Below are 25642 nucleotides of genomic sequence, written 5' to 3'. Positions count from 1 at the left end.
GTTGTCAGTGGTGGGTGCGAGGCTGGGGCGCATGGACATGGACAGGAAAGAGGAGCTGCTCCGCGGCCGCGTCTACGGCCAGGACCACGACGACCCGCACCGAGGCCCCCAACCCGGCCGGACCTACGCCCAGTTGGTCGGCGGCCCGCTCGACGGCCTGCTTCTGGACGTCACGGGCCTGACGCCGGAGGAGGCCGCGACCGGCGTCGCGCTGGAGACGGAACTCGGACGGTTCGGCGCCGCAGGCCGCGCGCTCTACGACCCCCGCCCCGGCGGCCCCGCCCACTGGGACTGGTCCGGGGACACCCTCGAGACTCCCTGAGCCGAGGAGCGGTCACCGCCTCGCCGTGCGGCGGGTGTCACGGTGCAACATCATGAACGGGGCCGGTGCTTGCAACCCGCAGCCCTTGCCCGCCCCCTCCCCAGGCCCGGAGCCGGAAGGAACGCGTCATGAAGGCACTGCAGTACCGCGCTGTGGGCGCCGCCCCCGAAATCGTCACCGTCGCCGATCCGGAACCGGGGCCCGGCGAGGTTCTGCTGAAGGTCACCGCGGCCGGTGTCTGCCACTCCGACATCGCCGTGATGAGCCGGCCCGCCAACCAACTGCCGTTCCCGCTGCCCCTGACCCTCGGACACGAGGGAGTCGGCACCGTCGCCGCACTCGGGGACGGCGTCACCGGCTTCCAGGTCGGTGACGCGGTCGCGGTCTACGGCCCCTGGGGCTGCGGCAGCTGCCACATGTGCGCCCAGGGCAAGGAGAACTACTGCCTGCGGGCCGCCGAGCTCGGCATCAGACCGCCCGGACTCGGCGCCCCCGGCGCCATCGCCGAGCACATGATCGTCGACAGCCCGCGGCATCTCGTCCCGCTGGGCGACCTCGACCCGGTGCAGGCCGTGCCCCTGACCGACGCGGGGCTCACCCCGTACCACGCGATCAAGCTGTCGCTGCCCAAGCTGCTGCCGGGCAGCACGGCCGTGGTCATCGGCACGGGCGGGCTCGGCCATGTCGCCATCCAGCTGCTGCGCGCCATGACCGCCGCGCGAGTCGTCGCCCTGGACGTCACCGAGGAGAAGCTCGCCCTCGCCCGCGAGGTCGGCGCACATGAGGCGGTCCTCTCCGACGCGGCCGCCGCCACAGTGGTGCGCGAGCTGACCGACGGCAGGGGAGCGGAGGTCGTCCTGGACTTCGTGGGCGCCCCACCGACGGTCGCCTCAGCGGGCGCGATGGTGGCCGTCGAGGGTGACGTGACCCTCGTGGGCCTGGGCGGCGGCGCCCTCCCGGTCGGCTTCGGCGTGGTGCCGTACGAGGCCAAGGTCTGCTCGCCCTACTGGGGCACCCGAGCCGAGCTGATCGAGGTGCTCGACCTGGCCCGTGCGGGAGCGGTCGAGGTGCATGTGGAGGAGTACAGCCTGGACGAGGCGCCGCAGGCGTACGAGCGGCTGCACCACGGAAGGGTCGACGGCCGCGCGGTGATCCTGCCCCACGGCTGAGAGGAAGGGGGACTCGAGGGACAGGGAGACTCGAGGGACAGGGAGACTCGAGGGACAGGGAGACTCGAGGGGAAGGGCGACTCGAGAGGGAGAGGGTCTCGGCCCCTCGCGGCGAATCAGACCCGGTCGAGCGGCCGGTGCGGTGGAGCGGGGAGTTCCACCGCGACCGGGTCGCCGGGGCGGACCGTGCCGCCCGTCCGTACGACGCTCATGATCCCGGCCTTGCGGACCAGGTTCCCGGCCTCGTCGCGCCCGACGACCTGCTTCAGCAGACCCTGCTGGAAGGCGTCGATCTGCACACACGGATTGCGCAGCCCGGTCACTTCCACGACCGCCGCCTCGCCGATCCGCAGCAGCGTGCCCACCGGCAGGGCGAGCAGGTCGAGGCCGCGCGTGGTGATGTTCTCCCCGAGAGCGCCGGGCGTCACTTCGAACCCCTCCGCGGCTACCTCGGCGAACAACTCCTCGTGCATCAGGTGCACTTGACGCAGGTTCGGCCGGGTCGGGTCCTGGGCGACCCGCGAGCGGTGCTTCACCGTCACCCCGGCATGGACGTCACCCTCCACGCCGAGCCCGGCGAGCAGCGTGACGCTGTCCCGGTTGGGCTTGGTGAACGAGTAGCCCCCGTTGCTGCTGACCGCCGTGACTGTGCCGTTCATGGTCCGTCCCCCTCGCTGCCGGTGAGCGGGCACGAGCCTAACGCCCCGCAGCGGACGCCTCGAAGAACCGCACGATCCGCGGCAGTGCCATCATGCCGCGATGATCGTGATGCAGCCCGTCCTGGAGATCCACGGCCCCACCGGCTTCGACCTGTGGCCGGTGGCAGAAGTGCCGCCGTACAGCTTCCTGCCGCTCGGCGGAGCGCTCACCCCCGACGAGGTCGGCACCGCCGTCATGGCCGTCGCCGCCTGCAACGACATCGAGCCCGCCGCCGACGAACCGCCGCGCCCCACCGACCCCCTCGGCGGTTTCCTGCACGGACTGCTCACCCTGGACCCGCTCTTCGCCTCCGGCGGACTCCGCGTCACGGACACCGCGACCGGAGTGACGCTGGTGCCGGGATGCTGCAACGGCATGGACGAGCGCGGCGACTGGCAGATGGTGATCGACGGCGGCAGCGCGGGCTTCGGCCACCACCCGTCCCCGCTGGCCGAACGGCTCGGCGACACCGTCCGGTTGACCGTCGACGCCGAGGCCCCGGACAGCGAGCGTATCGAGCTCCCGGTGACGGACCTCCGTCGCCTCCTCGCGGCCGCGGAACACGACCTGCGAGCGTTCCACGCCCTGGCCTCAGTCTGGTGCACCAGGCAACTCCCCTACGTGGCAGAGGAATTGACCGAGGCGCTCGCCAGGGCCCTGGCCGTCCCTAACTCCCGAGAATCACCATCCGCTGAGTAGCCCGAGTCATCGCCACATACCGGTCGACCGCCCCCTCGACACCCGTACCGAACGACTTCGGATCCACCAGCACCACCAGGTCGAACTCCAGGCCCTTCGACAGCTCCGGCGTCAGCGACCGCACCCGCGGCCTCGCCTCGAAGGCCGCGTCGCCGATGACGCACGCCACGCCCTCCGCGTGCTCCGCCAGCCAGGCGTCAAGCACCGAGTCGAGCTCACCGACCGCCCCGTACGCGACGGGGATGCCGCTGCCGCGGATCGACGTCGGCACGTTCGCGTCCGGCAGTACCTCCCGGATCGCCGGCTCCGCCGCCGCCATCACCTCTTCCGGCGTGCGGTAGTTGATGCTCAGCGACGCCACCTCGATCCGGTCGAGGCCGACCCGTTCGAGCCGCTCCTGCCACGACTCCGTGAAACCGTGCCTGGCCTGCGCCCGGTCCCCGACGATCGTGAAGCTCCGCGACGGGCAGCGCAGCAACAGCATCTGCCACTCCGCGTCGGTCAGCTCCTGCGCCTCGTCCACGACGACATGGGCGAACGGCCCGGCGAGCAGGTCCGGTTCGACGACCGGCAGCGCGCCCTCGTCGATCAGGCTGTCCTGCAGATCCTTGCCGCGCAGCATCGTCACCGCGCCCTCACCGTCCGCGTCGGCCGCGATCACGTTCTCGATGACCCCCGCCATCCGCTCCCGCTCGGCGGCCACCGCGGCCTCGTGCCGGCGCCTGCGCCGCGACGCCTCCGGATCGCCGAGCCGCTGCCGGGCCGCGTCCAGCAGCGGCAGGTCGGACACGGTCCATGCCCGGGGTGCGGAACGCTGCAGCCTGCGGACGTCCTCGCGATCGAGCCAGGGCGCGCACATCCGCAGATACGCGGGCACCGACCACAAGTCGCCCACCAGATCAGTGGGTTCGAGCAGCGGCCACGCCCCGGACAGGGCCCGCACCAGCTCCCGGTCCTGCCGCAGCACCCGGCCGAACTGCTCCTCCGTCACCTCCTCGGCGCGCCCGGCGAGACGGGCTTGTTCGAGCAGGATCGTCACCAGCTCCTCCCAGACCACGTCCCGCGCCTCGTTGTGCGGGGTGCTCGGCCCGGCCGCGCGGAACGCCTCCGCCCAGTCGTCGGCGGTGAGCCGTACGTCGGCCCACGGCGTCGAGACGGTCATCGGCTCCGTCGGCGGCTCCTCGTAGAACCGCACGGCCGTCTCGATGGCCCGCACCATGTCCGCGGACGACTTCAGGCGCGCCACCTCCGGATCCGTCTCCTCCTGCGCGCCCGCGCCCTCCGCCACGAGATCCCGCACCGTGCACGTCCGCACCCCCTCCTCGCCGAGGCTGGGCAGCACGTCCGAGACGTACGCGAGATACGGCTGGTGCGGACCGACGAACAGGACGCCGCCCTTGCGGTGCCCGAGGCGCGGGTCGGAGTAGAGCAGGTGGGCCGTGCGATGCAGGGCGACCACGGTCTTGCCGGTGCCGGGCCCGCCGTCGACGACGAGCGCGCCCCGCGAACCGGCCCGGATGATGGCGTCCTGGTCGGACTGGATGGTGGCGAGCACGTCCCGCATCCGGCTCGACCGCTCGCCGCCCAGGCTCGCCACGAACGCCGACTGGTCGTCGAGCGCCGCGTGCCCCTCAAGGCCCTCGGCGGTGAACACCTCGTCCCAGTAGTCGCTGATCCGCCCGACCGACCAGCGGTACCGGCGGCGGCTGACCAGGCCCATCGGGTCGGCGTGCGTCGCCGCGAAGAAGGGCTCGGCCGCGGGCGAGCGCCAGTCGGCCAGCAGTCGGCGCCCCGAGGGGTCGGTGACTCCGAGCCGGCCGATGTACACGGGCTCCGCGTCGTCGGCGGTGACGATGCGGCCGAGGCACAGGTCGAGACCGAAGCGGCGCAGGGTGCGCAGCCGGCCGGTCAGGCGCCGCACCTGCTGGTCCCGCTCCATCGCCTCGCGCCCGACCCCGCCCGGAGCCCGCAGCTGGGCGTCGAGCTGCTCGGACAGCTCGGCGATCGACCGCTCCAGGCCGTCCGAGACGGCCGCGAAGTGCTTCTCGTCGGCGGCGATCAGGATCGGGTCGGCCTTGGCGGCGAGGTTCTCCGGGAGGGCGAAGGCGCTGGTGGTCAGTGGGGTCATGTCTCCCATTTCCGCAGGTCGTGGCATCAGGGGAGCGATTGTGAGGCATGGTGGGGGCCTTGCCGCAAGGCCCCCACTGCGCTATAAGTTGAAAGTGGCAAGGAGTGGGTACGCCCCCTTGCACTGCTCCCCGACCTTCCCTGACCTCTCCGACTGCACCGGCCGCGACGTCTTTCCCACGGGCTGGGACAACTCCCTTCACAGGCAGGGAGACTGGGCCGACCGCACCCGCCGGAGCCCAGGGAGCCCGTGATGCCCAAGTCCCCCGAGCCGTTCCTCGCCGCCTACGACGCGCTCCTCGACCGGTGGGGCCCCGGCGTCGAACGCCTCGACATCCGCACACCCCACGGCACCACCCGCGCCAACGGCCTCGGCCCGCACACCGCGCCGCCGCTGCTCCTGCTGCCCGGCGGCGGGGACAGCTCGGCCTCCTGGTTCGCCAACGCCGCCACCCTGGCCCGCACCCACCGCGTCCTGGCCGTCGACCTCATCGGCGATGCGGGCCGCAGCACCCCTGCCGACGACGGCCACCGCATCGCCACGGTCGCCCAACTCGCCGAGTGGCTGGACGCGTTGCTCGACGGCCTCGGCGTCAGCGGCACCGCTCTGGTGGGCCACTCCTACGGTGCCTGGATCGCCCTGCACTACGCCCTGGCCTCGCCCCGCGTCGAACGGCTGACCCTGCTCGACCCCACCGGCTGCTTCGCCGGATTCCGGCCCGCGTACCTGCTGCGCGCGCTCCCGGCACTGCTCGCGCCGAGCCCCGCGCGCGTACGGTCCTTCCTGCGCTGGGAGAGCGGCGGGGCGGCGTTCGACCCGGACTGGCTGCGCCTGCAGGAAGCGGCGGCCGGGGTGCGCCAGGCCCGCCCGGTCACCGGCCCGCGCCCCGCAGCCGAAGCGCTGCGCGCCCTCGACGTGCCGGTACAGCTCGTCCTCGCGGGCGCCGCCCGGACGCACGCCGCGGACCAGGTGGCCGCCACCGCGGCCCGACTGCTGCCACGCGCCGAGATCACCGTCCTGCCGGGGCAGGGGCATCACGGGTTCCAGCATCGGGCTGCGGACCAACTCGGCGCGCTGGTAGGGGAGTTCATCTCCGGGTGAGTGGGTGAGGTCACAGGCGTGCCCCGGCCCGGGAACACTCCGGGACCGGGGCACACTGCTCAGCTTCACCCGCGTACGCATCGATTCACCGGCGCGGCAACCGACTCACCTGCGCACGCATCAGAGCACCTGCGTACGTACCAGATCACCTGCCTACGCATCAGATCACCTGCCTACGCATCGGATCAGGCGCCGCTCGCGTCGAGCATCTCCTCGCGCTCCACGATCTTGACGCGATCGCGGCCCTGCGGCTCGCCGAGCGCCTTCTCCGCGGCGTCGAGCTTGTACCAGCCGTCCCACGTCGTGTAGCGGACGCCGCGCTCGCCGAGGAAGGCCTCGACGGCCTCGGGGGCGGGCTCCGACGGGGACTGCAGCCGGCCCTCGGCGTGGTCCTCCAGGAGGTTGGCGACGGTCTCGTTGGCGTCGCCCTTGGTGTGGCCGATCAGCCCGACGGGTCCGCGCCGGATCCAGCCGGTGACGTACGTGGACGACATGTGCGTGCCGCCGTCCTCGATCACCCGGCCGCCCTCGTCGGGGACCGTGCCGGAGGTGACGTCCCAGGGGAGCTTGGCCAGTTCGTCGGAGAGGTAGCCGACGGCGCGGTAGACGGCCTGGACGTCCCAGTCGGTGGTCCGGCCGGTGCCCTTCACGTTGCCCGTGCCGTCCAGTTCGGTGCGCTCGGTGCGCAGACCGACGACCTTGCCGTCCTCGCCGAGGATCTCCTGCGGCGACTCGAAGAAGTGCAGGAACAGTTTGTGCGGGCGGTCGCCGACGTCGCGGATCGCCCAGTTCTCCAGGGTCTTGGCGACCATATCGGTCTGCTTGTTCTTGCGCCGCTCGGCGATCGAGCCCTCGTCGTAGTCGATGTCCTCGGGGTTGACGATGACCTCGATGTTCGGCGAGTGGTCCAGCTCCCGAAGCTCCATCGGGCTGAACTTCGCCTGCGCCGGGCCGCGGCGGCCGAAGACGTGGATTTCCTTGGCGCGGTTGGCCTTCAGACCCTCGTGGACGTTCGGCGGTATCTCCGTCGGCAGCAGCTCCTCCGCCGTCTTGGCGAGGATGCGCGCGATGTCGAGGGCCACGTTGCCGACGCCGAGCACGGCGACCTTCTCGGCGGACAGGTCCCAGTCGCGGGGCACGTCCGGGTGGCCGTCGTACCAGGAGGCGAAGTCCGCGGCGCCGAGGGAGCCGTCGAGCTCAACGCCGGGGATGCGGAGTTCACGGTCGGCCATGGCGCCGGTGGAGAAGACCACCGCGTCGTAGAAGCCGCGCAGCTCGTCGAGGTCGATGTCCTTCGGGTAGTCGACGTTGCCGAAGAGACGGACCTGAGGCTTGTCCAGGACCTGGTGCAGGGCGGTGACGATGCCCTTGATCCGGGGGTGGTCGGGGGCGACGCCGTAGCGGATCAGGCCGAAGGGGGCCGGCATGCGTTCGAAGAGGTCGATGGACACCCCCGGATCGGCAGCCGCCGCGGACTTCAGCAGAGCGTCGGCGGCGTAGATGCCGGCGGGACCGGCTCCGACAATGGCTACCCGCAGAGGGCGCGGCATGTTCAGGTTCCCTTCGAGTGATGGCTGGTGCTCAAGGGGAAGCCTAAAGTAAGGCAAGCCTAAGTCGGTAGGCGGGTCCGCTTTATGAGCTCATAAGGCAGGGTTATGGCTTTGCCAAGTATGACTTTGGGCCGCTCGACGGCCTACCGTACCCGTCGCCGCAGGTCGGCCGCACATCACCGGAACAGCACCGCTCGGCAACCTCGCGGACGGCACCGACCTCTCCCTGCCGGTCGGCCCGGCCCTCGCCGCCGTCAGCTACCTCGGCCTGATGCTCCTCTTCCCGGAGCCCATCCAGCGGGGGGCAGGGTTCGGCCGTCGGGCCTAGGTCCCGCGCCCCATGCGCGCGGGGTTCCTGCTGGCTAGGGTCGGCGCTCATGCAAGCCGAGGAATTCACTCGCCGCGATACCGCGGAACGCAAGCGCGACACCCTGGACCGGCTGAACGCGGAACGTGACATATGGCTCTCGACGTCCCACCCGGAACACGGCCCGCACCAGGTGCCGCTCTGGTTCCTGTGGGACGGGCGGGCGGTGTGGATGTGCACCGGCGCGAACTCCGCGACCGCACGCAACGTACGAGCCGAACCGCGCGTACGACTGGCGCTGCCGGACACCTTCGACGTGGTCCTGCTGCAAGGCGAGGCCGAGCACTGGCCCGCGCGGGATGTGCCGAAGGGTCCAGCTGATGCTTTCGCGGGCAAGTTCGGCTGGGACCCGCGCACGGAACGGGAGCCCTTCCTCTACCTGCGCGTCCCGCCGCGGACGGTGCGCGCCTGGCGCGGAGAACCCGAGCTGAGCGGCCGGGTCGTCCTGCGCGACGGGGCGTGGCTTGCCCAGTGAGCGCGGTGTCACTCGGATGGTGCGTTCCCACCCGAGCGGGGCCGTCGTTGGGGGTGTGTGCGTATGACCAGTCATGATGCGAGTGAAGCCCCCCGGCCGACGCGGTGCACTTGCGGAGCAGGAGCGGGTGAAGTGGCCCAGGAATTGCCGGTGCTGGCAGATCTTCTGCAGGCACTCGACCGCCTGAAGAGCGATTTCGAAGCACGCCTCGTGGGAATCGACCCGACCGCCCGGACAAATGGCCCGACCGCTCGGGCTTCTGAACCATCATTCCCGCCTCAGTCCCCGCCGGAGCCGCCCTCACATCCCCGGATCCATGAACTCTCAGACGCGGCGGACCTTCTCCAGCCCTTCACGGACCTGCGCCCTGCGCAGCTTCGGAACGTACGCAGAGTCGCGGACGACATTCGCCTTCCGGCCCCCGAGAAACGTTTCTGCGCACAGCGGTTGGATATCGCCCTGGATTCCTTCGCAGGTGGGGTGGCCGTCGTACGCCACACGGACGGAGCCGCGCCGGTCACCTGAGACGGGTGCACTCCGCCACCGCCTTCCGGGCGGCGAGAAACCCGGCGACGCGGAAGGCCCGTTCATGGGACCCGAATGAATCGGCGCGGGCCTTTCTGAGTACGACACGGGCGGCGATCACGAACGGGTGCTCAGGCAGGCTCAATTGCTCCTGGATTCCGGTGGCGACGGCGGCGAAGAATCCCGGAAGGTCTTCGGCGGGTTCGTAGTCGACATCGATCCCGTCGGCGACCTCGAAGGTGAATCCCGCTCCCGGTTCGGCCGCAGGCTCGAAATCCACGGTGATGTCGGCGAATTGGGGTGCGCAGTTCTGCCGCTGATGCAGGACGCGTACGTCACGGATCGGGTGCGGCGGAAACCGGGGGAGCGCTGGCGTCATCCCGGCACGCTACCCGGGCCACCGACGCCCCGTCTCCCCGGACCTCATCAGGGGCCGGTTCTGGTACTGGGGCGTGACGGGACCGCCGGGACCGCCGGGACCGCAGCGCCTCGGTGGTCACGGTCTGACGGACTGCCAGATCCGGTCCGGCAGGGATGCCATGGCCGCGTCCAGATCCACGTCGGCGAGCGTGAGCCAGCGGCGGGCGACCGCGACGACCGGGCCCAGGACGAGTGCCTCGATCAACGGGGCGGGCAGCGCGGCCAGTTCACCGGCCGAGACGCGGGCCTCGATCCACTCGGCGACCGGCGAGAGGCGGGCCTCCTGGGAGTCGCGGACCGCCTCGATGTTCGCCATCTGGTCCTGGTCCACGGCGGCCGAGTGCAGCAGCCGCGAGGCGTCGGGGTGGTCGCGGACGAAGCCCAGGTAGGCGTGGACGACCCCGTCGACGGCCGCACGCGCCCCGGCGGCTTGCGTGAGGGCCGTGACCAGCTCGTCGAGCAGCCGCCCGAGCCAGCGCCCGGCGAGCGCGAGGACGACGCCGTGCATGCTGCCGAAGTGGTGGTAGAGACTCCCCGAACTCACCCCGCTGGTACGGGTGATGGCCTCCACGGTGAGGCCGGCCTCGCCCGACGAGGCGTAGATCCGCAGTGCGGCGTCAAGGACCTGCTCGGCGGTCGCTTGTCCACGCTTCTGCTTGGGGCTCATCGACGGGGCGTCCTCGGGGTCGGCACGGCTGGGGCGGGCGGGGCGCGGAACAGTGTGTACGCCGCAGCCGAAGCCTAGAGGACCCCTTCCGGAGAGGTTTGTGCGGGAACGGGCGTCCGGAACGGGATCCGGTCAACTGCCCCGCCCGAACTGGCCAGTTGTCGGCCAGCGCCTACGGCTTCCCGCCAGGGGCGCCGCACACTTCTGGAAGCGGTTGCTGTCGCTGACACGTCGACGACGACCCCGTTCCGCGTTCCGCGCCGCCGGCGGAAGGACGACAATGAGTGACCTCAACGACGTCGCCCCACGCCTCCTGCGGAGGCTGGAGAGCCGCCATCTCTTTCTCCGGGCGTCGGGGCCGGCACCGGCCGACCCGCGCCACCAGACCGTGATCCAGGTCTGCTGGAAGGACGGCGTCGACGAGTACGGCCTGCCCGTCGGCCACATGGTCCGCACCCGCTACCGCCGAGGCCTCATGGGCCACATCGTCGAACACTGGGCCGCCCACGCCTCCACGGACCCCCGCCGCCCGGTCCGCCCGGAGGTCGCCGCCCACCTCCACGACATCAACGACGCCCTGGGCGCGGTCCTGGACCACATCCATCCGCGATACAGCTAGGCCCGCGATCGAGCGCTACGAGGCGTTCGTCGCCCCGGACGGCCACCGCCGATGAGGTCCACCCCGATGAGTTCCGCGTCCGCCCCCGGTCTACCCCTTGAGACCGTACGTCGCGAACGCTGGAGGACCTCATGAGCCGCAAGGCGCTGCCCGAAGTCGTCGATGCCGAGACCTGGCAGCGGCACCTCGACGACCTGCGGATTCGGGAGAAGGCCGCGACCCGGGAGCTCGACGCGATCGCCGCGCAGCGGCGGCGTATGCCGATGGTCGAGATGCCGGACTACACCCTGGAGGGGGAGGACGGGCCGGTCCGGCTCGTCGACGTCTTCGACGGGAAGTCCCAGCTGATCGTCTACAACCACATGTGGTTCCCCGGAGAGAAGTGGCAGTGCTCGGGGTGCACCGGCTTCACCGCCCAGTTCACCCGGCAGGAGTTCCTCGACGCCTACGACGCGAGGTTCGTGATCGTCACACAGGGCCCGATCGACGAAGCCCTCGCGTACAAGCGCCGGGTCGGAAACCGGATGACCTGGTACTCCACCGCGAACAGCCCGTTCGGCACCGACGTGGGCGCGCCTCCCGGCGGGGGCTTCGCGCTCAACGTGTTCCTGCGAGACCGCGACACCGACACCGTCTACCGCACCTGGCACACCACCAGCCGAGGCGTCGAGCAGCTCAGCCACACCTTCCCCCTGATCGACACATTGCCGTACGGCCGCCAGGAGGAGTGGCAGGACGTCCCCGAGGGCTGGCCGCAGTCGCCGACGTACAGCCGCTGGCCCGGCTCCGAGGAGTTCGCCGCCTGGTACGGCTCCGAGGACTGAGCTCCTCAGGACGAGGAGTGCCCGGGGTGCCCGGGGTGCCCGGGGTGCCCGGGGTGCCCGGGGTGCCCGGGGTGCCCGGGGTGCACGGGGTGCCCGGTGTCAGGCGCGCGGCACGAGTGACCGTGCCGCGTCCCGTGCGTGCTCCAGCGCGCTCTCGCGGTCGGCGCCGCGCAGGCCGAGCACCACGCGCGTGCTCAACCCGTCGAGCAGCGCGAGGAGTTGGGCGGCCGCGGCCGCCGTGTCGTGCGGTGTGAAGCGGCCCTGCCGGACGCCGCGTTCGAGCAGGGCCGCCAGGTCGTCCTGCCAGCCCGCGTCAAGCTCGTCCTGCGGCTCGCGCAGCGCCTCGTCGGCCGGGGTGCGCGCCCACAGCTCGATCCACAGCGTCCACCGCGGATCGCGCGGGCCGAGCGGCAGATACAGACCCAGGAACTGGTCGAGTTTGCGGTCGGCGGTGACCCGGCGGGCGAGCAGCGCGCGCCGCTCGTCCGCGAGTCGGCCCTCGCTCCAGCGCAACGCCTCCAGGAAGATCCGGTCCTTGCTGCCGAAGTAGTACAGGATGTGGCCGCCGCTCATGCCCAGGCGGCGGCCGAGCGACGCCATCGTCAGCTCCGCCAGGCCGTGTTCGGCCACCGCTGTCATGACCTCGTCCAGGATCCGCTCCCGCGAGGGCCGCCCGTCGCGCTCCCGCGCCCGCACCGTCACCGCGGTGTCCTTCCTCCCGTACGCGCACTACGTGCCTTCCGGCTCCAGACCCTATCTGCGCAGCTCCAGGTCTTGACCTCGGGCCTTCCACCCCTCATCTTGAATGCTGTTCCAAAAATTTGAACGGCATTCAAGGAGCTTGGAGAGGCCCAGCCGATGACACAGCTGCCGACGACCCCATCGGAAGCGGATACGGACCACCCGGGCCGTACCGCACCGGACACAGGAACCGGCCGTGCCGACGAGGTCTTCCGGATCGAGACGTACGGCATCGAACCGATCCCCGAAGCCGCGCGCCACGGTGGCGCCAAGGACCTGTTCTGGCTCTGGTTCGGCTCCAACCTCACCTTCACGTACGTCATCAACGGAGCCCTCGCCGTCGCCTTCGGTCTCACCTTCTGGCAGGCCGTCGGCGTGATCGTCGTCGGCGGCCTCGCCTTCTTCGCCATCAGCGCCGCGGGCTACAGCGGCGTACGCACCGGCACCGCCACCCTCGTGATCTCCCGTGCCGCCTTCGGCGTACGCGGCAACTGGCCCGCGGGACTGCTCAACTGGGTTGTCTCGATCGGGTACACGGTCGTCAACACCGTCGTCGGCGCCCTGGCCCTGGAGGCGTTCTGCGCGCACCTCGGCTGGACCGGCACCTCCGCCCGCGCCTTCGCCCTCGTCGTCACCATGGCGCTGACCTTCGCCGTCGCGCTCTGGGGCCACGCCACCGTGCAGTTCGCCGAACGCTGGATGGCGTACGTCCTGGCCGTCGGCTTCGCCGCGCTCCTCGTCCTGCTGCTGCCTGGCACCGACACCGGCGCGAGCCCGACCGCGCCGGGTGCCGCCGGGTGGAGCCTCGCCTTCGTCGTCGCCCTCGCCGGGCCGTTCTCGTACCTGCCGATGCCCGCCGACTACACCCGCTACCTGCCCGCCCGCACCTCGCTGCGCTCGCTCACCTGGGCCGGTGCGCTCGGCGGCTTCACCTCGTCCGTGGCGCTCGGCGCGGCGGGCGCGGCCGCGGCCACCCAGGCCGATCTGACCGACGCCGTGGCCGGGACGGAGAGCCTGCTGCCCGGCTGGTTCAAGCCGCTGTTCCTCGCCCTGGTCCTTGGCGGCTGCGTCACCAACTCGATCATCACGCTCTACTCGTCCAGCCTGAACCTTCAGGTCCTCGGCATCCCCTGGAGCCGCGCGAAGACCATCGTGATCAGCGCCGCCGTCACCGCCGCGGGCTGCCTGTACGCGCTGTTCCTCACGGACTTCACCAGTGCCCTGCTCTCCTTCCTCTCCCTCCTCGTCATCGTGTTCGCGCCCTGGGGCGGCGTGTTCCTCGCCGACATGCTGCTGCGCCGCTGCCGGTACGACACCGCAGCGCTGCACACCGGACGCGCGGGCTCGTACTGGTACCGCGGCGGCTACCACCCGGCGGGCGTCACCGCCCTCCTCACCGGCATCGTGTTCGCCGCGCTGACCTGCGACTCGGAGCTGTGGACCGGCCCCCTGGTGGCCCCGCTCGGCGGAGCCGACCTGAGCCTCGCCTCGTCCCTGGTGGCGGGCCTCGTCTACTGGGCCCTTGCCGCGCGCACGGTCGCCCCGGCCTCGGACCCGGCGCCGACCGGCGACTGAACCTCACTCCCTCCCGTACCCCAACACCCCTCACCTCAGCTGGAGTTGACCGCACATGTCCCCGCACGACCCCGCCGCCACCCCCGCCGACCTCGTCGTGCGCGGTGCCCGTATCCACACCGTCGACCCCGATCTGCCCGAGGCGCAGGCCATGGCCGTGCGCGACGGGCGCATCGTCTGGCTCGGTGACGACGCGGACGCGGACGCGGCGGAGTGGACCGGGCCCGGCACCCGGGTTCTGGACGCGGGCGGCAAGCTCGTGCTGCCCGGTTTCATCGACGCCCACAACCACGTACGCCTCGGCTCCGACGACGCCAGCGCCCAGCTCGCCGGGGCCGCCACGCTCGCCGAGGTGCACGAGCGGATCCGGGCCTGGCGCGCGGACCACCCGGACGCGGAGTGGATCGAGGGCGAGGCCTTCGACTACGCGGCCCTCGGCGGCGGCAGGCTCCCCACCGCCGCCGACCTCGACCCGGTCACCGGCGGCACCCCTGCCTTCGTCCTCAGCTACGACGTCCACACCGCCTGGCTCAACACCGCCGCCCTGCGCCGCCTCGGCATCAGCCGCGACCGTACGGAACTGCCCTTCGGCACCGCCCACACCGACCCCGAGACCGGCGAACCCACGGGACTCGTCAAGGACTTCGCCATCAAGGGCCTGTCCCGGGACGGACACCGGGCACTCCAGGACCTCGGGGTGCCGTGGGCCTCCGCCGAGCGGCAGTACCGGCGCCTCGCCAAGTCCCTGGACGACGCGATCGGCTACGGCATCACCACGGTGGTCGAGCCGCAGAACTCCCTCGACGACCTGGCCCTCTTCGAGCGCGCCCGCAGCGAGGGCCGCCTCGCCTCACGCCTCGTCGCCGCCCTGTTCCACCCGCGCGGCACGAGCGACGCCGACCTGGACGACTTCGGCGCGGCGGCCCGGCGGCACGCGGACGACCGGCTGCGGGTCGGGCCGCTCAAGCTCTACATCGACGACGTGGTGGAACCGCGCACCGCGGCACTCCTCGAACCGTACGTGGGCTGCGGCCACCACCGCGGGGACACCTACTACCCGCCCGAGGAGTTCGCCGATCTGCTCGCCAAGCTCGACGCACGCGGCTTCCAATGCTTCGTGCACGCCACCGGCGACCGGGGCATCCGCGTCGCCCTCGACGCGTTCGAGCATGCCCGCCGGGTCAACGGTCCCCGCGACGCCCGCCACCAGATCGTGCACGTCGAATGCCTCGACCCGGCCGACACCGCCCGCTTCGCGGAACTCGGCGTGGTCGCCTGCATGCAGCCCCGGCACTGCGCGCCGGACGTGGCGGGCCCCGGCAAGGACTGGGCGGAGAACGTCGGGCCCGAGCGGTGGGGGAAGGCCTGGCCGATGCGCAGCCTGTACGAGGCGGGCGCGCGGCTCGCGTTCTCCAGCGACTGGAACGTGGCGGAGATGGACCCGATGACCGGCATCTACACGGCGGTCACCCGGCGCCCGCTCACCGGCGGCGAGCCGTGGATGGCGGAGGAGACGGTGGACGTGGAGACGGCCGTGCACGGCTACACCATGGGCTCCGCGTACGCCAACTTCCTTGAGGACGAACGGGGTTCACTCACCGTCGGCAAGGCGGCCGACTTCGTGGTCCTCTCCCGCGACATCCTGCGGGTGCCCGCGGAGCAGATCCCGGGGACGGTCGCGGAGACGGTGGTGGTGGGCGGGGAGGTCGTGTCCACCCGCTGACGCCCACGACGCGGGTACGGGGGCGGGGTGGGGGCCAGGCCCGCGCCCGCCCCTGCGATACTCCGTGCCATGCCCAGCACCCCCGTACGCGGCTCCCGCCGTGCCCTCGCCTCCGCCACCGCCCTCCTGGCCGCGCTCACCCTGACGGCCTGCGAAGGAGGGGCGGGCACGGCGGCGGCCGGGACCGGAACGGGCGGCGACGGCTTCGTCCTGCGCGACAGCGGCATCGCGACCGTCGCGCGCGGCGAGCGCCGCCCCGCGCCCGAACTGCGGGGCGAGACCGTGGACGGAGAACGACTCGACCTCGGCGCGGCCGAGTTCCGCGGCAAGGTCGTCGTCCTCAACCTCTGGGGCTCGTGGTGCGGCCCCTGCCGGGCCGAGGCCGAGCACCTCGTCGAGGTCGCGGCCGAGACGGAGGCCGAGGGGGTCGAGTTCCTCGGCATCAACACCCGTGACCCCAACCGGAGTTCGGCCCGGCAGTTCGAGAAGGAGTTCAAGGTTCCGTACCCGAGCTTCTACGACCCGATGGGCGAGCTCCTGCGGCGCTTCCCCGCCGGCACGGTCTCGCCGCAGGGCATCCCGTCGACCGTGGTCATCGACAAGGACGGGAGGATCGCGGCCCGCAAGATCGGCGAACTCGACGACGAGCATCTGCGGCACATGATCGCGCCGGTGGTGGCGGAGAAGTAGCGCGGCCCTCGGCGACGCCCGGCCCGTGGACGTGATCGAGATCCTGCAAGGCGCCTCCAGGAGCTGGGCGGAGCACCGCCTCCGCCGTCGTCGTTCTGGCAGGAGCTCGCCACCGCCGCCGGTCACCTGAGTCTGCTGCGCAGCGCTGCGTGGTGCCGCGTGGTGCCGTTGGCGGGCGGACGAGTCGGTCCACGGGGTCGTACGGGCCGACCTCACACTCGTACCCGAAGGCACGAGGACAACAGCACCGCGGGCACGGCGGTCGTCATCGACGTGCGCCCATCGCGGGAGCCGACCGCGACGTAGCGGGTGCCCGTGCGGGGGAGGACGATGGAAGGGACGGCGCCAGGCGGACCGGCGCGACCGGTGCCGGGACGCGGACGCCGAAGGGAGGTGCTGATCCATGACGCAGTTCATGGACGTCCACCACGGGATGCAGGGCGTGACGGAAGACCAGCTGAGAAAGGCCCACAAGGCCGATCTGGCCATCGAGAAGGAAGAGGGCGTCCACTTCGAGAGGGCCTGGGCCGACCCCAACTCCGGTACGGTCTACTGCCTTTCCGAGGGCCCCTCGGCCGACGCGGTCCAGCGCGTGCACGAACGCGCCGGGCACAAGGCCGACGAGATCCACCCGGTCCCGTTCAGCGTGTGACCGCCCAGGGTGCGACCGCCCAGGGTGTGACCGCCCAGGGTGTGACCGCCCAGGGTGTGACCGCCCAGGGTGTGACCACCCGCGCAGGACCGCCTCACTGACGGCCACCTGGGGCGGACCCCGGGTGGCCGCGCCCGATCCACACGGCCCCCGCCGTCGGCCGCTCAGGCGCCGGTGACCACCCGCATACATACGACCGGTCCGGCGCCCTCGTTGCGGTACGCGTACTCCTGATCGCTGCGGATCACCGCGTTCTGCCCCGCCGCGACGACCTGCGGCCCCGTCGGCAGCACCAGCGTGAGCCGTGCGGATCGGCTTCGCCGACGACACCGAGACGCTGCGTACCGGGCTGCGGTCGGTCGGCACGTTCCTCGACGGGCGGCGGTGACCGACCCTCCTCCGAATCGGTGAGGGTGCGGATAAAGGGTGACGTACCTGGACAGCGTGACGGCATGATGACCGACGTACCGCAGTCCATGACCCAGGCGGCCGCCGCCGCACTCGACCGTCACACGGCCGGTGGCCTGGGTGCCCGTATGGGATCGCGCCTCTGGGTCGAGTTCGCCCACGAGGACGCGAGCGTCGTCCTCCGCGCCATGGCCGACTACCTCGACCGCAGCACGGACACCCCCACCGCGATCTCCCTCGACCTCACCGACCGCCCGTCCACCGAGCCGGGTCCGGATGTCACGCACTACGACGAGGTGGAGTGGACCGGCACGTTGTATGTCGACGTCGCGGTGGACTGAGGGTGCGGTCGCGGTGCGGAAGGTTGATTCGGGAAGACTCCCAAATCCCGGCATTAGCACCGGAAATACGGGATACGGTGCTGATGTGGCGATCGCAGGGGAGGACACCGCACCGGACACCGCACCGGGCACCGCGCTGCTGCTCGCGGCGGCGCCCGTCGGGAAGGGCGCGCTCGTCGACGCGGCGGGTGTCCTGCCCGCCCTCGCCGCAGTCCCGCCCAGCACGCTCACCGGCACCCGGAGCGCGACCGTCGTCGAACTCGCCGATCCGGCAGACCCGCAGACCGTCCTCACCCGCATCCGCAGCGCCGCCGCGACGCCCGGCCCGCTCACCGTCCTGATCGCGGGGCAGCTCCACCTCGACGGCAAACAGCACCGCCTCCACCTGGCACTCGCCCGCACCACCCCGGCCACGCTGCGCTACACCGCCCTGCCTTGGCACTGGCTGGAGACGGAACTCGCGGTGCGCCGCCCCGGCACCACCACGGTCGTCCTCGACCTGGTCATGACCGCCGAGGCCTGGCAGCAACTCCCCACCGACGCCCAGCCGTACGACGCCCACCCGTACGGCATCCACCCGTACGGCATCCATCCGTACGGCATCCACCTGCACGGCACTCGGCTGTTCGGCCGGATCGCGCCGCCACCACCGAAGCGCCGCCTCGCGCAGCCCACGTACCTGAAAGCCCTCGCGGCCCTCTGGCGCAGCGGCAGCCGCGCGCCCCTCGGTCAACTCCACGAACAGATCGTGGCCCAGGGTGACTTCACCGACTCCCTCCTCCTCGCTGTCGACGGCGGCACACCGGCCCCCGCGCCACCGGCGCCACCCGCCCCGGCCCGACCCGCCCCCGTACCACCGGCATCGGCGACTGGTGGCGAGGACCCGCTGCCGGCCATCCTGGCCGCCGCCCACGCCGGGCGGCACAGCGAGGCCGCGGGGCTCGCCGCGCTGGGGGAGGGGCGCGCGCTGCGCGAACACGGCGCGGGTTCCGCTCAGGCGGTGCACTGGCTGGAGGTCCGCGCCGAGCTGGCCCGCCTCGACGGCGACGCGGCTCGCAGCTGCGAACTCTGGATGGCCGCGGCCGATGCCCGCCTCGCCCGCGGGGAGGCACCGGACGCGTCCGTGGTCGAGGCCGCCGTCGACCGCGCCCACCACCAGTGGCAGCAGGTCACCGACCCGCCGCGCGCCCGTGAACTCGGCGCTCTCCTGGTCGCGTTGCGCCGTCACGTACCCGGCCGCAGAGCCGAAGCGAGGGACGCCGTCGAGCACCGCATGCACCTCCTGCGCACGACCCCGCCGACGGCCACCGGCCGGACGGCGACGCCCTGAGGGAAGCCCCCGCCGTCAGGGCGCCAACCACGCCCCGTACCAGGCGCGAAACCCGGCGGCCAGGGGGACGAAGCCACCCCAGTCCGGATCGATCCGCCACACCTCACCCGCACGCGGCCCCGCGACCACCAGCCGGTCGAAGATCCCGCAGCCCTGTTCGCACAACACCAGGGTTCCCAGGGTCAGTTCATCGACCGGTACGCCACCACGGCCGCCGAGCGGGCCCGGCAGGGCGCTGGAGATCATCCGCAGCGCCCCGCTGAAGTCCTCCGGCTCCTTCGCCCTCTTCGACCCGGCCGAGGCGGTCCTCCTCGACCTCAGCCCCGACGGCGTCTTCCCCGTGGACCCCGAGCGCGGCACCCTCGTCCGCACCAACCACTTCCTCACCCCGACCCCCGCGGCCCAGGAGAAGACCTGGCTCTACCAGCCCGACTCCGGGCGGCGTCACGACCTGATCCGGTACCGCCTGACCCTGAACACACCGACCGGCCCAGACGAGCTCGTCGCCCTCCTCCGGTCCGGTGCGGGCGAGGCGCCGCTGACCTGCGTCCCGGACATGTCCCTGCCCCAGGGCGAACGCTGGGCCACCCTCGCCACGGTCATCCTCGAACCCGCGGCGCGTACGGCCCGCGTCCTCGACGGCACCCCCGTCGACACCGGCACGCGTCCGTGGCGCAGGCTCACCGCGTAGCCGTACGGGGCGACCGAAGCGGCCGCTGCACGCCTCTGGCTCTATTACTGACGCGTCAGTACGGTGCTGCCAACCCCCCATTCCCACAGGAGAGTTGGGAGAGCCGCATGACGTCAGCGTTACGCAGGCGACCACTGGCCGCAGGTGCCGTCCTCGCCGTGGCGGTACTCGGAATCCCCGGGTCCGCCGCCGCGCAGAGCACCCCCCAGGCACCCGACGCCACCCCTGGCCCGGTCGACCGGAAGTCCGCCCCGGGCGAGATCCTCACCTCGGAGCCGTCCTCCTTCCAGTACACCCCGGGCGTGCCCACCCCCACCAAGGCCTGGAAGATCACCTACAGCTCGACCTCCGCCGACGGCAAGCCCAACGCCGTCTCCGGCACGGTGATCGTCCCCGACGACGGCAGGACCACACCCCGCCCTCTGATCACCTATGCCGTCGGTACGGTCGGCATCGGCGACAAGTGCGCCCCCTCCGCGGGCTTCCCCGGCGGCACCACGGCCGAGGCACCCCTGGTCAACGCCGCTCTCGTACGCGGCTACGCCGTCGTCGTCACCGACTACGAGGGCCTCGGCACCCCCGGCGACCACACCTACATGGTCGCCGCCGCCCAGGGCAGCGCCGTCCTGGACGCGGCCCGCGCGGCCCAACGGCACCCGGAAGCGGCCGAGTCGGGCGTCAGCGCGGACGCTCCCGTCGGCATCATGGGCTACTCGCAGGGCGGCGGCGCCAGCGCCAAGGCCGCCGAGATGGCCGCGACGTACGCACCCGAACTGAAGGTCAAGGGCACCGCGAGCGGCGGTGTTCCGGCCGACCTCGCGAAGGTCGCCGAGTCGTTGGAGGGCGGCGACAGCGCGGGCTACCTGCTCATGTCCGCCGTGGGCCAGAACGCGGCGAAGCCGTCCCTTGACCTGGACGCGTACCTGAACGAGGAGGGCCGCAAGCTCGCCGACGTCGTCCGCAACGAATGCGTCGGCACGGTCCTGGAGGCGGGCCGGGGCAAGACCATCGAGGACGTGACGACGTCCAACCCGCTGGAGCGCCCGGAGTGGCAGCAGGCCATCGCCGAGCAACTCATCGGCACGGTACGGCCGTCGGCGCCGGTGTTCCTCTACCACGGGGACGCGGACGAGACGATTCCGTACGCGGTCGGGCAGAAGCTGCGGGCCGACTGGTGCGGGCAGGGGCACGCCGTCGAATGGAAGACGTTCCCGGGCCAGTCCCATGTGGGCACGGCGATCCAGGGCAACGGCCCGGCCCTGGAGTGGCTGGGCCAGCGCTTCGCGGACCAGCCGACCACGGGCAACTGCGGTACGTGAGCGGTTAGTTGATGCCTCGGTCGGGGCTCGGGGCTCGGGGCTCGGGGGTCGGGGTCTCGGGACTCGGGGCCTCGGGCTCCGGGGCTCGGGGGCCTGGCGGTCCCGGGTCCCGGGTCCCGGGTCCCGGTCGCGGGTGTCAGAGGCCGCTGAGCAGCGCCTGGAGTGGGGCGGGTGTGCGGCCCGCCGGCAGGGCCTCGGTGAGGACGCGGCCGTACTGGATCTTGCGTCCCTTCTTCGTTCCCAGAAACCGCCGCAACTGCTGCTCCGGGGCCCGCCCTTGCTGTGCGGGCTGCCGCTGAAACGTCTGCAGTGCACGCAAGTCGCCCTGTTCCTCGACAAGTTGCAGGACGCGTGGCACGCCGAGCGCGCGGATCAGCTCGTCCTCGAGGTCGGCCGAGCAGACGGAGAAGGTGTCCAACTCGCGTGCGTAGTAGGGCCGTTCGTTCTCGTCGCAGAGTCCGGTCAGGGCGAGGCCGAGTCCAGTGGGGCCGAGGATCCGGGTGAAGCGCCTGATGCTCATGGCGCCGCCCATCGGCAGGACGCACACTCCTTCTCCGGCCAGATCTCGTCCGTGGCCGACGGCCAGCGCCTCGATCGCCGCGAGGTCGCTGGGCCCTTCGAGGAGGACGACGGTCCGCACGCCCCGCCCTGCGGCCTGCGCACGGGCTCTGGCCTCGCCGTCCCCGCCGGTGTGGCCGACGGCCGCCCATGCGGTGACTGCTTCCTGGAACGCGTTGATGGTGGTCGCAGAGTTGGTCACGGTGTCAGTCTCCGCTGTCGCCGGGTCTCTGGACAGGGATTTTCCTGCGCCGGGCCTCTGGACAGGGATTTTCCCGCGCCGGGCGTCGTTCCGGGCCTCAGCCGGTGGCCGTGCCGGTGGGGGCCGCGGCTTCGAGCGCGTCCACGGTGCCGGACATGACGGTGGGGATGTGGCGGGTGAGGTGGTCGAGGGGCCAGTCCCACCAGGTGAGTCGGAGCAGGCGGTCGATGTCGGCGGCGTCGTACCGGGTACGGATGAGCTGGGCGGGGTTGCCGCCGACGATCCCGTAGTCCGGCACGTCACGGGTGACCACGGCGCCGGCGGCGACGATCGCGCCGTGCCCGATCCGCACACCCGGCATGACCGTCGTGCCGTGCCCGAACCAGACGTCGCTGCCGACGACGGTGTCACCGCGCGACGGCAGGCCGGTGAGCAGGTCGAAGTGCTCGGCCCAGGAGCCGCCCATGGTGGGGAAGGGGAAGGTCGACGGGCCGTCCATGCGGTGGTTGGCGCCGTTCATGAGGAACCGCACTCCGGTGCCCAGGGCGCAGAACTTGCCGATCACGAGCTTCTCCGGGCCGTAGTGGTAGAGGACGTTCCGCGTCTCGAAGGCGGTCGCGTCCTCGGGGTCGTCGTAGTACGAGAAGTCCCCGACCTCGATGAGCGGCGAGCTGACGAGCGGCTTGAGCAGGACGACCCGGGGCTGACCGGGCATGGGGTGCAGGACGTCGGGGTCGGCGGGGGTGGGGGGCAGGGAGGGCATGGACGGTGGTCCTTTCCGGGGAGGCCGGGGCCAGGGCACCCCACCCTCGTACCAGCTAACGCAACATCTGAAGTCGGTTGTCGCCCGAAGCCGTCCGCGGCGCGCCGCCCGGGCGGCCGTACGGCCCGAGTCCGTACGCAGGTCCTGGAGGCGGTCCTCGCCGAGCTGGGGGAGCGCGGTTTCGCAGGGCTGACGGTCGAGGGCGTGGCGGCGCGCGGGGGTGCACCGCACGACGGTCTACCGGCGCTGGCACGACGTCGGCGGCCTCCTCGCCGACGCGCTGGGCGCGGCGGGGGAGGACGCCACCTGGCAGCCCCCGGACACCGGCTCACTCCAAGGCGACCTGCACGCCCTCAAAACGGAGATCCACGACTCACTCCTCACCCCGGCGTCCGTCCCCGCCGCCCTGATCGCCGCCTCGTTCCACTCCGACTGATCCTCCTCCGTACCCCCGCGCACCCCCCAACTGCCCCTGGGCGCCCTTCCGCCGATGGCGCCCTCGAAGGCGGTCGAGCGCCGAAAGCTGAACTCCCCTACGAGCAGGGACAGTTGGGCCAGGTGCCCGCATGGCTCATTCGCGCCCTGGTGACGCCCACCGTCCCCTGGCTACTGTCCCGCGCATGCCTGATTCCTACACCGATCTGGCCGACCACTACGACCTCATCATGACCTCGGGCTACTACGACTACGACACCTACGCCCAAGCCCTCCTTGACGCCGTCGGCGACCGCCGCGACCTCCTCGAGGTCGGAGTGGGCACCGGCCTGGTCTGCGAGAGCCTCCTCCGACTGGGGCCGCCCGACCTGCGGATCACCGGTATCGACCACACCGACAGCATGCTGGACAAGGCCCGCGACAGGCTCGGCGACCGCGTCCGGCTCCAGGCCGAGGACGCCATGGACCTGTCGTTCTCCGAGGACTTCGACGTGGCGTACTCCGTGGGCGGTGTCTGCCTCATCGTCGAGGACGGCGAGCGCTGGTGGATGAGCAGCCACCTGATGGAGGAGGAAGAGACCGCGACCGCGCTGAAGAACATCGCCATGGCCCTCGAACCCGACGGCCTGCTCCTGATGTCGGTCCAAGGGCCGCACGAACCCTACGAACGCCCCCTGCCCGGAGGGCTCACGTACGCCCAGGAGGTGGAGGTGGACCCGGAGGGCAGGCACACCAAGGACTACTTCATCAGGCGGCACGGCACCCTCGTCGCGCACCAGCGCCTGCGCTTCCGCCTCTTCCCCCAGGAGAAGGCCGAGGCCCTCCTGGAACAGGCCGGATTCCGGTTCCTGACGGGTGACCGGCTGCTGCGCCAGTACGTCCGCCACTGACGGGGCACCCTTCGGCCCGCAGGTCATCCACGAGGGCGAAAAAATGCGTACCGGGATGTCGAGAACCAGCGAACGGCTCCGTCTCCGCTATGAACGCGACCACAAGGGGCCGCACAGCACCGAGGAGACCACGATGGCCAAGTACCTGCTGCTCAAGCACTACCGCGGCGCCCCGGCCGCGGTGAACGACATCCCCATGGACCAGTGGAAGCCGGAGGAGATCTCGGCCCACATGCAGTACATGCAGGACTTCGCGGACCGCCTGGAGAAGACCGGCGAGTACGTCGACAGCCAGGCGCTCGCCCAGGAGGGGGCGTGGGTGCGGTTCGACGGCGAAGGCCGCCCGCCGGTCACCGACGGCCCGTTCGCGGAGACCAAGGACCTGATCGCCGGCTGGATGGTGATCGACGTCGACACCTACGAACGCGCCGTCGAGCTAGCCGGGGAGCTCTCGGCGGCACCGGGAGCGGGTGGCAAGCCGATCCACGAGTGGCTGGAACTGCGCCCGTTCTACGGGGTGCAGCCCACCATCACGGAATGACACACGCCATGGACCCGATGGATCCCATGGACCCGATGGATCCCATGGACCCGATGGATCCCATGGACGCCATGGACGAGGCCCGGCTCAGGAGCCTCACACCGGGCGTGCTCGCCGTCCTCGTCCGCCGCGGAGCCGACTTCGCGGCGGCCGAGGACGCCGTCCAGGACGCGCTGGTCGAGGCGGTCCGTGCCTGGCCTGCCGACCCGCCGCGTGACCCGAAGGGCTGGCTGATCACGGTGGCCTGGCGCAAGTTCCTCGACGCGGCCAGGTCGGACACCGCCCGCCGCCGCCGCGAGGAGATCGTCGACCAGGAACCCGCGCCCGGGCCTGCGCCAGCGGCGGACGACACGCTGCAGGTCTACTTCCTCTGCGCCCACCCGTCGCTGACCCCGTCGTCCGCGGTCGCGCTCACCCTGCGCGCCGTCGGCGGCCTCACCACCCGCCAGATCGCCCAGGCCTACCTGGTGCCGGAGGCGACCATGGCGCAGCGGATCAGCCGGGCCAAGCGCACCGTCTCCGGCGTCAGGTTCGACAAGCCCGGCGACGTCGCGACCGTGCTGCGCGTCCTCTACCTGGTCTTCAACGAGGGCTACTCCGGCGACGTCGACCTCGCCGCCGAAGCCATCCGCCTCACCCGCCGGCTCGCGGCGGCCGTCGACCACCCGGAGGTGTCGGGCCTGCTCGCGCTCATGCTGCTCCACCACGCCCGCCGCGCCGCCCGGACCGCTCCCGACGGCAGCCTCGTACCGCTGGCGGAGCAGGACCGCGGCCGGTGGGACACCGCGTCGATCGCCGAGGGCGTCGAGATCCTGCAGTCGGCCCTCGCCCGTGACCGCCTCGGCGAGTTCCAGGCCGAGGCCGCCGTAGCGGCCCTCCACGCCGACGCCCCCACCGCCGAGGAGACGGACTGGGTGCAGATCGTCGAGTGGTACGACGAGCTCGTACGCCTCACCGGCAGCCCCGTCGTCCGGCTCAACCGCGCGGTGGCCGTCGGTGAGGCGGACGGACCGCGCGCCGGACTCGCCGCGCTCGCCGACCTTGACACGGCACTGCCCCGCCACGCGGCCGTCGCGGCGTACCTGCACGAGCGCGCCGGTGACCTCGCGACGGCACAACGGCTGTACGCGGAGGCGGCCCACAAGGCGTCCAACCTCGCCGAACGCGACCACCTCACCCGCCGGGCGGCCCGCCTCAACGCCCAACTCGCCTGATCTT

Annotated in this window: 28 protein-coding genes and 1 pseudogene; 19 read left to right on the top strand and 10 right to left on the bottom strand. The window is 71.9% G+C overall.

Annotation, left to right across the window (positions count from 1 at the left end; translation table 11 throughout):
• The first annotated feature begins 37 nt into the window (after positions 1-37).
• Positions 38-322, top strand: a complete 285-nt coding sequence (locus QIT00_RS03735; RefSeq protein WP_282533747.1) for a hypothetical protein — start codon at positions 38-40, stop codon at positions 320-322.
• A 128-nt stretch (positions 323-450) separates the two neighbouring features.
• Complete coding sequence (locus QIT00_RS03730; protein WP_282533602.1) at positions 451-1491, top strand: NAD(P)-dependent alcohol dehydrogenase; 1041 nt, start codon at positions 451-453, stop codon at positions 1489-1491.
• A gap of 116 nt (positions 1492-1607) precedes the next feature.
• Here QIT00_RS03730 and QIT00_RS03725 read toward each other — a convergent pair whose 3' ends face one another.
• Positions 1608-2150: an MOSC domain-containing protein gene (locus tag QIT00_RS03725; protein WP_282533601.1), complete on the bottom strand. Its 543-nt coding sequence runs from the start codon at positions 2148-2150 to the stop codon at positions 1608-1610.
• Between the two features lie 100 nt (positions 2151-2250).
• Here QIT00_RS03725 and QIT00_RS03720 point away from each other — a divergent pair, with 100 nt between their 5' ends.
• A complete protein-coding gene (locus QIT00_RS03720; RefSeq protein ID WP_282533600.1) occupies positions 2251-2889 on the top strand; it encodes a hypothetical protein in 639 nt (212 codons plus the stop codon).
• Here QIT00_RS03720 and helR read toward each other — a convergent pair.
• Entirely contained in the window at positions 2858-5017 is a 2160-nt protein-coding gene (helR, locus tag QIT00_RS03715; protein ID WP_282533599.1) for an RNA polymerase recycling motor ATPase HelR, read from the bottom strand. The two genes, QIT00_RS03720 and helR, sit on opposite strands and share 32 nt — an antisense overlap.
• 252 nt (positions 5018-5269) lie before the next feature.
• Between helR and QIT00_RS03710 the strand changes: the two genes are divergently transcribed.
• The gene (locus QIT00_RS03710) at positions 5270-6118 is read left to right on the top strand and encodes an alpha/beta fold hydrolase (protein WP_282533598.1); all 849 of its coding nucleotides are present in this window, start codon (positions 5270-5272) and stop codon (positions 6116-6118) included.
• Positions 6119-6303: 185 nt separating this feature from the next.
• Here the strand turns inward: QIT00_RS03710 and QIT00_RS03705 are convergent, their stop codons facing one another.
• Positions 6304-7668, bottom strand: coding sequence for an FAD-dependent oxidoreductase (locus QIT00_RS03705; protein ID WP_282533597.1), 1365 nt, complete (start codon positions 7666-7668; stop codon positions 6304-6306).
• 377 nt (positions 7669-8045) lie between these two features.
• Here QIT00_RS03705 and QIT00_RS03700 point away from each other — a divergent pair, with 377 nt between their 5' ends.
• Positions 8046-8510: a pyridoxamine 5'-phosphate oxidase family protein gene (locus QIT00_RS03700; protein WP_282533596.1), complete on the top strand. Its 465-nt coding sequence runs from the start codon at positions 8046-8048 to the stop codon at positions 8508-8510.
• Positions 8511-9027: 517 nt separating this feature from the next.
• On the opposite strand, the gene QIT00_RS03695 is transcribed toward QIT00_RS03700, so the two are convergent.
• Positions 9028-9414 (bottom strand): hypothetical protein, encoded by a 387-nt coding sequence (locus tag QIT00_RS03695; RefSeq protein ID WP_282533595.1) that lies wholly within the window; start codon positions 9412-9414, stop codon positions 9028-9030.
• Between the two features lie 117 nt (positions 9415-9531).
• Positions 9532-10122 carry a TetR/AcrR family transcriptional regulator gene (locus QIT00_RS03690; protein WP_282533594.1) on the bottom strand — a complete coding sequence of 197 codons (591 nt, stop codon included), beginning with the start codon at positions 10120-10122 and terminating at the stop codon, positions 9532-9534.
• A 280-nt stretch (positions 10123-10402) separates the two neighbouring features.
• On the opposite strand from QIT00_RS03690, the gene QIT00_RS03685 reads away from it, so the two are divergent.
• On the top strand, positions 10403-10741 hold the full coding sequence (locus QIT00_RS03685; RefSeq protein ID WP_282533593.1) for a hypothetical protein: 339 nt from the start codon (positions 10403-10405) through the stop codon (positions 10739-10741).
• A 131-nt stretch (positions 10742-10872) separates the two neighbouring features.
• Positions 10873-11565: a DUF899 family protein gene (locus QIT00_RS03680; RefSeq protein ID WP_282533592.1), complete on the top strand. Its 693-nt coding sequence runs from the start codon at positions 10873-10875 to the stop codon at positions 11563-11565.
• Between the two features lie 99 nt (positions 11566-11664).
• Here QIT00_RS03680 and QIT00_RS03675 read toward each other — a convergent pair whose 3' ends face one another.
• Positions 11665-12267, bottom strand: a complete 603-nt coding sequence (locus QIT00_RS03675; RefSeq protein ID WP_282533591.1) for a TetR/AcrR family transcriptional regulator — start codon at positions 12265-12267, stop codon at positions 11665-11667.
• A gap of 156 nt (positions 12268-12423) precedes the next feature.
• On the opposite strand from QIT00_RS03675, the gene QIT00_RS03670 reads away from it, so the two are divergent.
• From QIT00_RS03670 to QIT00_RS03655, 4 genes are all read left to right on the top strand, one after another.
• Positions 12424-13881 carry a purine-cytosine permease family protein gene (locus tag QIT00_RS03670; protein WP_282533590.1) on the top strand — a complete coding sequence of 486 codons (1458 nt, stop codon included), beginning with the start codon at positions 12424-12426 and terminating at the stop codon, positions 13879-13881.
• Positions 13882-13936: 55 nt separating this feature from the next.
• On the top strand, positions 13937-15604 hold the full coding sequence (locus QIT00_RS03665; RefSeq protein WP_282533589.1) for an amidohydrolase: 1668 nt from the start codon (positions 13937-13939) through the stop codon (positions 15602-15604).
• Positions 15605-15673: 69 nt separating this feature from the next.
• Complete coding sequence (locus QIT00_RS03660; protein ID WP_282533588.1) at positions 15674-16294, top strand: TlpA family protein disulfide reductase; 621 nt, start codon at positions 15674-15676, stop codon at positions 16292-16294.
• A 403-nt stretch (positions 16295-16697) separates the two neighbouring features.
• A complete protein-coding gene (locus tag QIT00_RS03655; RefSeq protein ID WP_282533587.1) occupies positions 16698-16946 on the top strand; it encodes an SCO4226 family nickel-binding protein in 249 nt (82 codons plus the stop codon).
• A gap of 164 nt (positions 16947-17110) precedes the next feature.
• On the opposite strand, the gene QIT00_RS03650 is transcribed toward QIT00_RS03655, so the two are convergent.
• Positions 17111-17239, bottom strand: coding sequence for a hypothetical protein (locus QIT00_RS03650; RefSeq protein WP_282533586.1), 129 nt, complete (start codon positions 17237-17239; stop codon positions 17111-17113).
• Between the two features lie 159 nt (positions 17240-17398).
• On the opposite strand from QIT00_RS03650, the gene QIT00_RS03645 reads away from it, so the two are divergent.
• Positions 17399-17695, top strand: a complete 297-nt coding sequence (locus QIT00_RS03645) for a hypothetical protein (RefSeq protein WP_282533585.1) — start codon at positions 17399-17401, stop codon at positions 17693-17695.
• An 85-nt stretch (positions 17696-17780) separates the two neighbouring features.
• On the top strand, positions 17781-19025 hold the full coding sequence (locus QIT00_RS03640; RefSeq protein ID WP_282533584.1) for a hypothetical protein: 1245 nt from the start codon (positions 17781-17783) through the stop codon (positions 19023-19025).
• A gap of 15 nt (positions 19026-19040) precedes the next feature.
• Here the strand turns inward: QIT00_RS03640 and QIT00_RS03635 are convergent, their stop codons facing one another.
• Positions 19041-19271, bottom strand: coding sequence for a hypothetical protein (locus QIT00_RS03635; RefSeq protein ID WP_282533583.1), 231 nt, complete (start codon positions 19269-19271; stop codon positions 19041-19043).
• A 94-nt stretch (positions 19272-19365) separates the two neighbouring features.
• On the opposite strand from QIT00_RS03635, the gene QIT00_RS03630 reads away from it, so the two are divergent.
• The gene (locus tag QIT00_RS03630; RefSeq protein WP_282533582.1) at positions 19366-19716 is read left to right on the top strand and encodes a C45 family peptidase; all 351 of its coding nucleotides are present in this window, start codon (positions 19366-19368) and stop codon (positions 19714-19716) included.
• A 107-nt stretch (positions 19717-19823) separates the two neighbouring features.
• Entirely contained in the window at positions 19824-21035 is a 1212-nt protein-coding gene (locus QIT00_RS03625; RefSeq protein WP_282533581.1) for a lipase family protein, read from the top strand.
• 136 nt (positions 21036-21171) lie between these two features.
• On the opposite strand, the gene QIT00_RS03620 is transcribed toward QIT00_RS03625, so the two are convergent.
• Together QIT00_RS03620 and QIT00_RS03615 are read right to left on the bottom strand one after the other, a co-directional pair.
• Positions 21172-21795, bottom strand: coding sequence for a TOPRIM nucleotidyl transferase/hydrolase domain-containing protein (locus QIT00_RS03620; RefSeq protein ID WP_282533580.1), 624 nt, complete (start codon positions 21793-21795; stop codon positions 21172-21174).
• 97 nt (positions 21796-21892) lie between these two features.
• On the bottom strand, positions 21893-22558 hold the full coding sequence (locus tag QIT00_RS03615) for a CatB-related O-acetyltransferase (RefSeq protein ID WP_408909718.1): 666 nt from the start codon (positions 22556-22558) through the stop codon (positions 21893-21895).
• Between the two features lie 99 nt (positions 22559-22657).
• Between QIT00_RS03615 and QIT00_RS03610 the strand changes: the two are divergent.
• From QIT00_RS03610 to QIT00_RS03595, 4 genes and pseudogenes are all read left to right on the top strand, one after another.
• A pseudogene (locus QIT00_RS03610) lies at positions 22658-22988 on the top strand (TetR/AcrR family transcriptional regulator); the annotation flags it as partial.
• 190 nt (positions 22989-23178) lie between these two features.
• Positions 23179-23883 carry a class I SAM-dependent methyltransferase gene (locus QIT00_RS03605; protein ID WP_282533579.1) on the top strand — a complete coding sequence of 235 codons (705 nt, stop codon included), beginning with the start codon at positions 23179-23181 and terminating at the stop codon, positions 23881-23883.
• Positions 23884-24016: 133 nt separating this feature from the next.
• Positions 24017-24424: a YciI family protein gene (locus QIT00_RS03600; RefSeq protein ID WP_282533745.1), complete on the top strand. Its 408-nt coding sequence runs from the start codon at positions 24017-24019 to the stop codon at positions 24422-24424.
• 71 nt (positions 24425-24495) lie between these two features.
• Positions 24496-25638, top strand: a complete 1143-nt coding sequence (locus tag QIT00_RS03595; RefSeq protein ID WP_282533744.1) for an RNA polymerase sigma factor — start codon at positions 24496-24498, stop codon at positions 25636-25638.
• The last annotated feature ends 4 nt before the right edge of the window (positions 25639-25642 follow it).

Origin of the sequence: Streptomyces luteolus, assembly GCF_029968015.1 — a bacterium.
In the GTDB taxonomy this organism is placed as follows: Bacteria; Actinomycetota; Actinomycetes; order Streptomycetales; family Streptomycetaceae; genus Streptomyces; species Streptomyces luteolus.
The sequence above is the reverse complement of the archived record's forward strand: the minus strand, read 5'-3'. Positions and strand labels throughout refer to the sequence as shown.

Bases quoted from the DNA above. Each gene is read 5' to 3' on its own strand.
- QIT00_RS03700 (WP_282533596.1), top strand. From the start codon at position 8,046: ATGCAAGCCGAGGAATTCACTCGCCGCGATACCGCGGAACGCAAGCGC.
- QIT00_RS03720 (WP_282533600.1), top strand. From the start codon at position 2,251: ATGATCGTGATGCAGCCCGTCCTGGAGATCCACGGCCCCACCGGCTTC.
- QIT00_RS03680 (WP_282533592.1), top strand. From the start codon at position 10,873: ATGAGCCGCAAGGCGCTGCCCGAAGTCGTCGATGCCGAGACCTGGCAG.
- helR (WP_282533599.1), bottom strand. From the start codon at position 5,017: ATGACCCCACTGACCACCAGCGCCTTCGCCCTCCCGGAGAACCTCGCC.
- QIT00_RS03665 (WP_282533589.1), top strand. From the start codon at position 13,937: ATGTCCCCGCACGACCCCGCCGCCACCCCCGCCGACCTCGTCGTGCGC.
- QIT00_RS03685 (WP_282533593.1), top strand. From the start codon at position 10,403: ATGAGTGACCTCAACGACGTCGCCCCACGCCTCCTGCGGAGGCTGGAG.
- QIT00_RS03730 (WP_282533602.1), top strand. From the start codon at position 451: ATGAAGGCACTGCAGTACCGCGCTGTGGGCGCCGCCCCCGAAATCGTC.
- QIT00_RS03625 (WP_282533581.1), top strand. From the start codon at position 19,824: ATGACGTCAGCGTTACGCAGGCGACCACTGGCCGCAGGTGCCGTCCTC.
- QIT00_RS03600 (WP_282533745.1), top strand. From the start codon at position 24,017: ATGGCCAAGTACCTGCTGCTCAAGCACTACCGCGGCGCCCCGGCCGCG.
- QIT00_RS03690 (WP_282533594.1), bottom strand. From the start codon at position 10,122: ATGAGCCCCAAGCAGAAGCGTGGACAAGCGACCGCCGAGCAGGTCCTT.
- QIT00_RS03605 (WP_282533579.1), top strand. From the start codon at position 23,179: ATGCCTGATTCCTACACCGATCTGGCCGACCACTACGACCTCATCATG.
- QIT00_RS03670 (WP_282533590.1), top strand. From the start codon at position 12,424: ATGACACAGCTGCCGACGACCCCATCGGAAGCGGATACGGACCACCCG.
- QIT00_RS03655 (WP_282533587.1), top strand. From the start codon at position 16,698: ATGACGCAGTTCATGGACGTCCACCACGGGATGCAGGGCGTGACGGAA.
- QIT00_RS03695 (WP_282533595.1), bottom strand. From the start codon at position 9,414: ATGACGCCAGCGCTCCCCCGGTTTCCGCCGCACCCGATCCGTGACGTA.
- QIT00_RS03725 (WP_282533601.1), bottom strand. From the start codon at position 2,150: ATGAACGGCACAGTCACGGCGGTCAGCAGCAACGGGGGCTACTCGTTC.
- QIT00_RS03645 (WP_282533585.1), top strand. From the start codon at position 17,399: ATGATGACCGACGTACCGCAGTCCATGACCCAGGCGGCCGCCGCCGCA.
- QIT00_RS03635 (WP_282533583.1), bottom strand. From the start codon at position 19,271: ATGATCTCCAGCGCCCTGCCGGGCCCGCTCGGCGGCCGTGGTGGCGTA.
- QIT00_RS03595 (WP_282533744.1), top strand. From the start codon at position 24,496: ATGGACGAGGCCCGGCTCAGGAGCCTCACACCGGGCGTGCTCGCCGTC.
- QIT00_RS03705 (WP_282533597.1), bottom strand. From the start codon at position 7,668: ATGCCGCGCCCTCTGCGGGTAGCCATTGTCGGAGCCGGTCCCGCCGGC.
- QIT00_RS03710 (WP_282533598.1), top strand. From the start codon at position 5,270: ATGCCCAAGTCCCCCGAGCCGTTCCTCGCCGCCTACGACGCGCTCCTC.
- QIT00_RS03660 (WP_282533588.1), top strand. From the start codon at position 15,674: ATGCCCAGCACCCCCGTACGCGGCTCCCGCCGTGCCCTCGCCTCCGCC.
- QIT00_RS03735 (WP_282533747.1), top strand. From the start codon at position 38: ATGGACAGGAAAGAGGAGCTGCTCCGCGGCCGCGTCTACGGCCAGGAC.
- QIT00_RS03615 (WP_408909718.1), bottom strand. From the start codon at position 22,558: ATGCCCTCCCTGCCCCCCACCCCCGCCGACCCCGACGTCCTGCACCCC.